This is a genomic window from Pseudomonas sp., assembly GCF_026224925.1.
GTDB lineage: Bacteria > Pseudomonadota > Gammaproteobacteria > Pseudomonadales > Pseudomonadaceae > Aquipseudomonas.
Map to the genome: position 1 here is coordinate 1 of NZ_JAMFRV010000681.1, position 7,835 is coordinate 7,835.

The window sequence follows — 7,835 nt, forward strand, 5'->3', positions numbered from 1 at the left end:
GGTGAAGGAACCCATGCCGTGTTGGCGCCCGCACGCGGATGCCCGACTTTCGTTCTCAGCATGTCGGCCATGCGGTCCGGAATGGCCCACATGCCTTTGCCGATCTGTGCCCGACCACGTAAGCCGCACGCCAGACCAACCAGCACGTTGCTGCGCTCGTAGGCCTTGATCCAAGGGGTGTTTTTCATCTCGCCTTTGCGCAACATCGCGCCGGCTTCCATGGAACTGTGCATCTCGTCGCCGGTGCGGTCGAGGAAGCCGGTGTTGATGAATGCAACGCGGGTCGATGCGCTAGCGATACACGCCTTGAGGTTGACGCTGGTGCGCCGCTCTTCGTCCATGATGCCCATTTTCAGGGTATTGCGCGGCAACTTCAGTAGGTCTTCAACACGGCTGAACAATTGCGCTGCGAACGCGACTTCGGCTGGGCCGTGCATTTTTGGTTTGACGATGTACACGCTGCCAGTGCGCGAGTTGCCGCGACGGGCCAAGTCATGCAGGGCGATGAGGCTGGTCATCACGCCGTCGAGAATGCCTTCGGGAATCTGATGGCCCTCACCGTCGACAATCGCCGGGTTGGTCATCAAGTGGCCGACGTTGCGGATGAACAGCAGCGAGCGACCGTGCAGCTTCAATGAACTGCCGTCAGCGGCAATGTATTCGCGGTCAGCGTTCAGGCGGCGGGTAATGGTTTTGCCGGCTTTGACCAAGTCTTCTGTCAGATCGCCCTTCATCAGGCCGAGCCAGTTGCGGTACACCGAGACCTTGTCGTCAGCGTCCACTGCTGCAACTGAATCCTCGCAATCGATGATGGTCGACACTGCGGCTTCCAGCAGTAAATCCTTCACGCCCGCAGCATCGGTCTTGCCGATTGCACTGGTCGCGTCGAGTTGAATTTCAACGTGCAGGCCATGATTCTTCAACAGAATGGCGATGGGTTGATTCGCTTCGCCTTGATAGCCGATGTATTTCTCAGGTTGCTTGAGGTGCGTCTGGCTGCCGTCGGCCAATGTCACCAACAGCGTTCCGGACTCGATGGCGTAACGCTGGGCATCAACGTGGGAGCCACTGGCCAGCGGAGCCGCCTGGTCGAGGAACGCGCGAGCGAAAGCCACTACTTTGGCGCCGCGTACCGGGTTGTAGCCACTGCCTTTTTCCGCACCGTCTGTTTCGGCGATGGCGTCGGTGCCGTACAGCGCGTCATACAGCGAGCCCCAGCGGGCGTTGGCGGCGTTCAGTGCATAGCGGGCGTTGACTGCCGGGACCACCAATTGCGGGCCGGCCTGGCTGCTGATTTCGATATCGACATTGGAGGTGCTGGCTTGTACGTGAGCCGGTTGCGGCTGCAAGTAACCAATCGAGGTCAGAAAGGCACGGTAGGCCGGCATGTCGCTGATAGGGCCAGGATGAGCCCGATGCCAGGTGTCCAACTCAGTTTGCAAGCGATCCCGTTCGGCCAGCAGCGCGCGGTTTAGCGGCGCCAGTTCATGGACGAGCGCATCGAAACCGGCCCAGAACTCGTTACGGTCGAGGCCGGTTCCCGGCAGTACGTCGTCATCGACAAAACGTTGCAGATTGGCCGCCACTGTCAGGCGTTGGCAGGTAACGAAATCGGTCATGTCGGGCTCTCTTGTTGAATTCGTAAAGCAATCCCTGCAGGAGCTGCCGAAGGCTCGCATCGCTCAGAACAGCAGCGCCTACAGGTTTTAGCGATGATTATTTAAAACAGTCAGCACCGGCTTTAGCCACTTGGGCGTCCTGGTCGGCTTTAACCCCAGACACACCCACTGCGCCGATCACCTGGCCGTCAACGATGACCGGTACGCCGCCTTCAAGGGACGTCAGCAAGGGGGCGGACAGGAAGGCGTTGCGGCCACCGTTGACCATGTCTTCATAACCCTTGGATTCGCGACGGCCTAGCGCTGACGTGCGAGCTTTTTCCATCGCGATGTAGGCGCCAATCGCTGCACAGCCGTCCAGGCGTTCCATGGCCAACGGGTGGCCGCCATCGTCAACCACGGCGATCGACACGGCCCAGTTGTTTTTCAGTGCTTCGGCACGTGCGGCAGCGAGGATCTGGCTAACTTCGGTCTGGCCCAATACAGCTTTGGTTTTCATCTGACTCTCCAATAAAACGTTATTAAATCGATTAGTGCAGCGCGTCTTCGACCAGTTCGATCCAGTGCCTGACCGGGGTTCGGCCAGCACTGTCCAAATGGGTCTGGCACCCGATGTTAGCAGTGACGATGACCTGCGGCTTGCCGCTTTCCAACGCATTCATTTTGTTGTCGCGTAATTGCAGCGACAGCTCGGGTTGGGTAATTGAATAGGTCCCGGCTGAGCCGCAGCACAAGTGCCCATCCGGCACGGCGGTCAGGTTAAAGCCCAGTCGACTCAGCACACTTTCGACTGCGCCGCCGAGCTTTTGTGCATGCTGCAAGGTGCAAGGGCAATGAAACGCCAGGCGCAGGTCGCTCTTTATCCCGAGCTTTTCCAGCGGTTCTTCACGCAGTACTTCCACCAGGTCCTTGGTCAGGGCGCTGACTTTTTGCGCCTTGCTGGCGTAGACCGGATCGTCCTTGAGCAGGTGCCCGTAGTCTTTGACGAACGCACCACAACCACTGGCGGTTTGCACGATGGCTTCGGCGCCGTTTTCGACGCTCGGCCACCAGGCGTCAATATTGCGCCGGGCGCGGTTCAATCCTGCCTCTTGTGCATTCAAGTGGTAATCCACCGCGCCGCAGCAACCGGCCTGGCTGATGGGGGTGATACTGATCCCCAAGCGGTCCAAGACCCGGGCGGTGGCGGCATTGGTATTGGGCGACAAGCCCGGTTGCACACAGCCTTCGAGCATCAACACACGGCGTGCATGCTGCTCGGTAGGGCGTGGGCGCGCTGGGTGAATCTGCCGGGGCAGCTTGGCCTTGAGTGCCGCTGGCATCAGCGGACGAAAGGTCCGGCCGAGCTGAATCAAATTTTTGAACAGCGTCGCGTTGGGCACTACCGCGCGGATTGCGCTGCGCATCAGGCGCTGGTTCAGTGGGCGCGGTACGGCCTGATCGACGACTGCACGACCAATGTCCAGCAGGTTGTGATAGTCGACGCCGGATGGGCAGGTGCTTTCACAGTTGCGGCAGGACAGGCAACGGTCCAGGTGCAGCTGGGTTTTTTCGGTGACTTCGTTGCCTTCCAGCACTTGTTTGATCAGGTAAATGCGCCCACGTGGGCCATCCAGCTCATCGCCTAACAGTTGATAAGTCGGGCAGGTGGCATTGCAAAAACCGCAATGCACACAGCTGCGCAGGATGCTCTCGGCCTCTTCGGCGCGGGGCAACAGTTTGGCATTTTCGCTGAGTGTGGTTTGCATGGTCAGATCTCTGCGTACAGGCGGCCCGGGTTGAAAATTCCCTTCGGGTCGAGTTGTGCTTTCAACTGGCGGTGGTAACGCAGCAGCGGGTTAACCAGCGGCTGAAAAGGGCTGTCGCACGCGGCATGGCTGTAGCAGGTGGCGTGACCACCGTTTTCACTGACGATGGCGCGAATCTGCTCGGCATCAGCGTCGGATTTCAGCCAGCGCTGAGCACCGCCCCAATCGATCAACTGCTCGCCAGGCAACGCCAGCACACCGGTATTATTCGGCAGCGATAGGCGCCATAGCGTTGGCCCCTCATTAAAAAAGCTCAGGCGCTGCTCGTTGAGATCGCGCCAATACTGGCTGTCGACCGGTTCCCCGCCGAGGCGATCGTGAGCGGCCTTGACCGAACCTTCGCCGCCTTCCAAACGTAATCGCAACACCCGGCCGTCGTGGCTCGCAGCGCTGATTGGTATCGGCTGTTGGCCCCATTCGGCCAGCCGGCGCAGGGCGTGTACGGCGTCCATTTCAATGGCGATGCTCATGCATTGGCGTGGCTTGGGCAGAACTTTCAGTGAGACTTCGGTCAGCAGGCCAAGGCAACCATAACTACCGGTCAGTAAGCGGGAAAGGTCGTAGCCTGCGACGTTCTTCATCACCTCGCCACCAAAGCGCAGGTGTTTGCCCAAGCCTGTAATCACTCGCGTTCCCAGCACAAAATCACGCACTGAGCCCGACCATGGACGACGGGGGCCAGAGAGCCCTGCGGCAACCATGCCTCCGACGGTGGCGTCGTCGATGCCGTTTTCGCTGAAACTTGGTGGTTCGCAAGGGAGCATTTGCCCGGCGGCTTCCAGCGCCGCATTCAGTTCGTGCAGCGGCGTGCCGGCGCGTGCGGTGATCACCAGTTCAGTCGGGTCGTAGGTGACGATGCCGCGATGGGCGCGGGTGTCGAGGATTTCTCCAAAGACCTCGCGACCCAAGAACGATTTGCTATTACCACCCTGAATCCGCAGCGGTGTGCCGTTTTGATACGCCTGATTGACCTGCTCCAGCAACGCGGCGCTGGCGTCGACATCGGCCTGAGCCTGAGGGTGTTGAGCGAGCATTAGAAGCGCTCCAATTCAGGGAAGGGCAGCTTGCCCATGTGCACGTGCATGGCGCCGAATTCAGCGCAACGGTGCAAGGTCGGAATATTCTTGCCGGGGTTGAGCAGGCCGGTACGGTCAAAGGCTGCTTTTACCGAATGGAACAAGGTCAATTCGTCGCTGTTGAACTGTGCGCACATCTGATTGATTTTCTCGCGGCCCACGCCATGTTCGCCAGTGATGCTGCCGCCGACCTTGACGCACAGTTCAAGGATCTTGCCGCCCAGGGCTTCAGCGCGGTCCAGCTCACCGGGTTGGTTGGCATCGAACAAAATCAGGGGGTGCATGTTGCCGTCGCCGGCATGAAAGACGTTGGCTACGCGCAGCCCGTATTCTTCGGACAGCGCGGTGATGCCCTTCAAGACCCCCGGCAATTCGCGACGCGGGATCGTGCCGTCCATGCAGTAATAATCCGGCGACAGGCGTCCCACTGCGGGGAACGCGTTTTTGCGCCCGGCCCAAAACCTTACGCGTTCGGCTTCATCCCGGGCCAGGCGCACTTCAGTGGCCCCGGCCTTTTCCAGTACCGCGCGGACCCGGTCGCAATCGTCATGCACGTCGGCTTCAACGCCGTCGAGTTCGCACAACAGAATGGCTTCGGCGTCCACCGGATAACCAGCGTGAATAAAATCCTCGGCGGCGCGAATCGCCAAGTTGTCCATCATCTCCAGGCCTCCGGGAATAATGCCCTCAGCGATGATATCGCCCACCGCGCGTCCGGCTTTTTCCACAGAGTCGAACGCTGCAAGCAGCACCCGTGCGACTTGCGGCTTAGGCAGCAGTTTGACCGTGACTTCGGTAATGATGCCGAGCATGCCTTCGGAGCCGGTAAACAAGGCGAGCAGGTCAAAGCCCGGAGAGTCCAGGGCTTCGGAGCCCAGGGTCATGCGTTCACCTTCAACGGTGAGGATTTCCACCTTTAGCAGGTTGTGCACGGTAAGGCCGTATTTCAGGCAATGAACACCCCCGGCGTTTTCGGCGACATTGCCGCCGATTGAACAGGCGATTTGCGACGACGGGTCCGGCGCGTAATAAAGATTGAACGGCGCTGCCGCCTGGGAGATCGCCAGATTGCGCACGCCGGGTTGAACACGGGCGAAGCGACCAGCCGGGTCGATTTCCAGAATTTGATTGAAGCGCGCCATCACCAGCAACACACCTTTTTCCAGCGGCAGCGCGCCGCCAGACAAACCAGTGCCGGCACCGCGGGCTACCACGGGAACCTGACGTTCATGGCACAGCTTGAGCAGGGTTTCTACTTGTTCGATGCGCTGCGGCAATACCACCAGCATCGGTGTGGTGCGGTAAGCCGACAGGCCATCGCACTCGTACGGTTTGAGCTCTTCTTCCTCATAAAGGACGTCGAGGTCGGGCAGGTGTTCGCGCAGGGCCAGGTACAGCTCAGCCTTATCGGAAGGTGGCAATACCCCGTCGACGCGTTCGTCGTAAAGGATGTTCATGGTGGGCTGACACCCCTTGGTTGTTTTTATTGGGAATCGGTACGACTGATCGACAGACTTGCATCATTGGCTGCCGGAGCAGTACTGTCCATGACTTACGGAGGTGGTCGAACCAGTTTTTTTTCCTTGATAATCCTTAGTATTTTAAAAAACATATATATTTCAATAAGTTAATTTACTGAATTGATTCAAGTGTCGTTACGTTTGTGACTGGTCATACCAGTGGAGATAACATGAATATGTCCTCAGCGCCTCGTGCGCCGCAGGTTGCTGACGTGGTGTGTGAGCGTATCGAACGCTTAATCGTCGACGGGGTATTGAAAACCGGGCAGATTTTGCCCTCCGAGCGGCGCCTGACCGAGAAGCTTGGGGTGTCTAGGACCGCGCTGCGTGAGGGCCTCAAATTACTGCGTGCCAGAGGCATTATTGACACCGAACAGGGCAAAGGCTCATTTGTAGCGCAGTTGTCCGGGCATACCGCCACCTCGCCGTTGATGCATCTGTTTGGCTCGCAGCCGCGCACACTGTATGACTTGTTCGAAGTGCGCAGCCTGCTGGAAGGCGAGTCTGCACGCCTGGCAGCCTTGCGCGGCACCGATGCCGATTTCGTATTGATCACCCGCAGCTACGAAGCGCTGATTGCTGCCCACGGTCAACCGCTGGAAGCCTCCGGGCATGCGCGATTGGACCATGCCTTTCACTTGGCCATCTGCGAGGCGTCGCATAACCCAGTGCTGGTGCAAACCCTGCGCTCATTGACGGACCTGCTGCTCAACACGGTATTTGCCTCGGTCAATAACCTTTACCACCGCGAACCGCAAAAGCGTCAGATAGACCGGCAACATGCGCGCCTGTACAACGCCGTTACTGGCCGTCTGCCGGAACAGGCGCGCAAGGCCGCTATTGCACATATCCAAAGCATCAGCGAAAACCTCAAGGAAATCGAAAACGAAGAGCAGCGGTTGGTGCGCTCGACGTTGCGGTTGGAGGGGTGGACGTGAGGGTCAATGACGGACTCTTCCCGAATGAATTCGGTCCCACGGTTGGATTGCATTCTGCCGGTGTGGAATTCATTCGCGAAGGCGTTTGACCTAATTCACCCAACTTGACATCAATCCCCATCTCCCTCAGCTTACGCATTGCGTAATCAAATTACGAAAATAATAAGCAGGCACGTCTCCCGCAGCTATCCTTAATGGAGAACGTGCAATAGAGCAGGCAGCCCCGTGGACTTATTTACCTATTACCGCTCAACCTCCAGTTATCGAGTCCGCATCGCGTTGGCGTTGAAAGGGGTGGCGTACGACTCAATCCCGGTCAACCTGATTCGCGACGGCGGTGAACAGCTCAAGCCGGATTACCTTGTGATTGATCCGCAGGGCAGGGTGCCGGCGCTGCGGTTGGACAGCGGCGAAGTGATCATTCAGTCATCGGCGATCATTGAGTACCTCGAAGAACGCTATCCGCTGCCGCCTTTGTTACCAAAAGAGTTGATCCAGCGCGCTCAGCACCGGGCCGTTGCCGCGTTGATCGGCTGTGATATTCATCCCCTGCACAACGTTTCGGTGCTCAAGCGTTTGCGTGGGCTTGCTTGTCCTGAAACTGAAGTGGTCGCCTGGATTGGTCATTGGATCAGCGAAGGCTTCAACTCGGTCGAAGCACTTATCGGTGAGGACGAATTCTGTTTCGGTGCTCCCGGTCTGGCCGACGTGTTTTTGCTGCCGCAGCTTTACGCCGCCCGCCGTTTTGAGGTTGATCTGACCGGCTATCCAAAGATTCTCCGGGTCGAACACTTGGCGTTGCAGCACAGTGCTTTTCAGGTAGCACATCCCGACTCGCAAGCCGACAAGCCAGAGTGATGTATTCAATATGAGA

General features: G+C 58.5%; 7 protein-coding genes. 2 read left to right on the forward strand and 5 right to left on the reverse strand.

All coding sequences use genetic code 11. From position 1 onward, the window contains the following. The 5 genes from M0974_RS28475 to glcD form a co-directional block, all read right to left on the reverse strand. Positions 1-1,619 (reverse strand): malate synthase G (locus tag M0974_RS28475; RefSeq protein ID WP_297844989.1); only part of this gene is annotated, 1,619 nt, incomplete at its 3' end. Between the two features lie 97 nt (positions 1,620-1,716). After that, a complete protein-coding gene (locus M0974_RS28480; protein ID WP_297844991.1) occupies positions 1,717-2,118 on the reverse strand; it encodes a heme-binding protein in 402 nt (133 codons plus the stop codon). 31 nt (positions 2,119-2,149) lie between these two features. Further along, positions 2,150-3,367: a glycolate oxidase subunit GlcF gene (gene glcF, locus M0974_RS28485; protein WP_297844992.1), complete on the reverse strand. Its 1,218-nt coding sequence runs from the start codon at positions 3,365-3,367 to the stop codon at positions 2,150-2,152. Between the two features lie 2 nt (positions 3,368-3,369). After that, positions 3,370-4,461, reverse strand: coding sequence for a glycolate oxidase subunit GlcE (gene glcE, locus M0974_RS28490; RefSeq protein ID WP_297844994.1), 1,092 nt, complete (start codon positions 4,459-4,461; stop codon positions 3,370-3,372). Next, a complete protein-coding gene (gene glcD, locus M0974_RS28495; protein ID WP_297844995.1) occupies positions 4,461-5,960 on the reverse strand; it encodes a glycolate oxidase subunit GlcD in 1,500 nt (499 codons plus the stop codon). Before glcD ends, glcE begins: the two co-directional genes overlap by 1 nt. Before the next feature lie 233 nt (positions 5,961-6,193). Here glcD and glcC point away from each other — a divergent pair, with 233 nt between their 5' ends. Together glcC and maiA are read left to right on the forward strand one after the other, a co-directional pair. Further along, positions 6,194-6,961 carry a transcriptional regulator GlcC gene (glcC, locus tag M0974_RS28500; protein ID WP_297844997.1) on the forward strand — a complete coding sequence of 256 codons (768 nt, stop codon included), beginning with the start codon at positions 6,194-6,196 and terminating at the stop codon, positions 6,959-6,961. A 225-nt stretch (positions 6,962-7,186) separates the two neighbouring features. Beyond that, on the forward strand, positions 7,187-7,819 hold the full coding sequence (gene maiA / locus M0974_RS28505) for a maleylacetoacetate isomerase (protein ID WP_297844999.1): 633 nt from the start codon (positions 7,187-7,189) through the stop codon (positions 7,817-7,819). Positions 7,820-7,835: the final 16 nt, after the last annotated feature.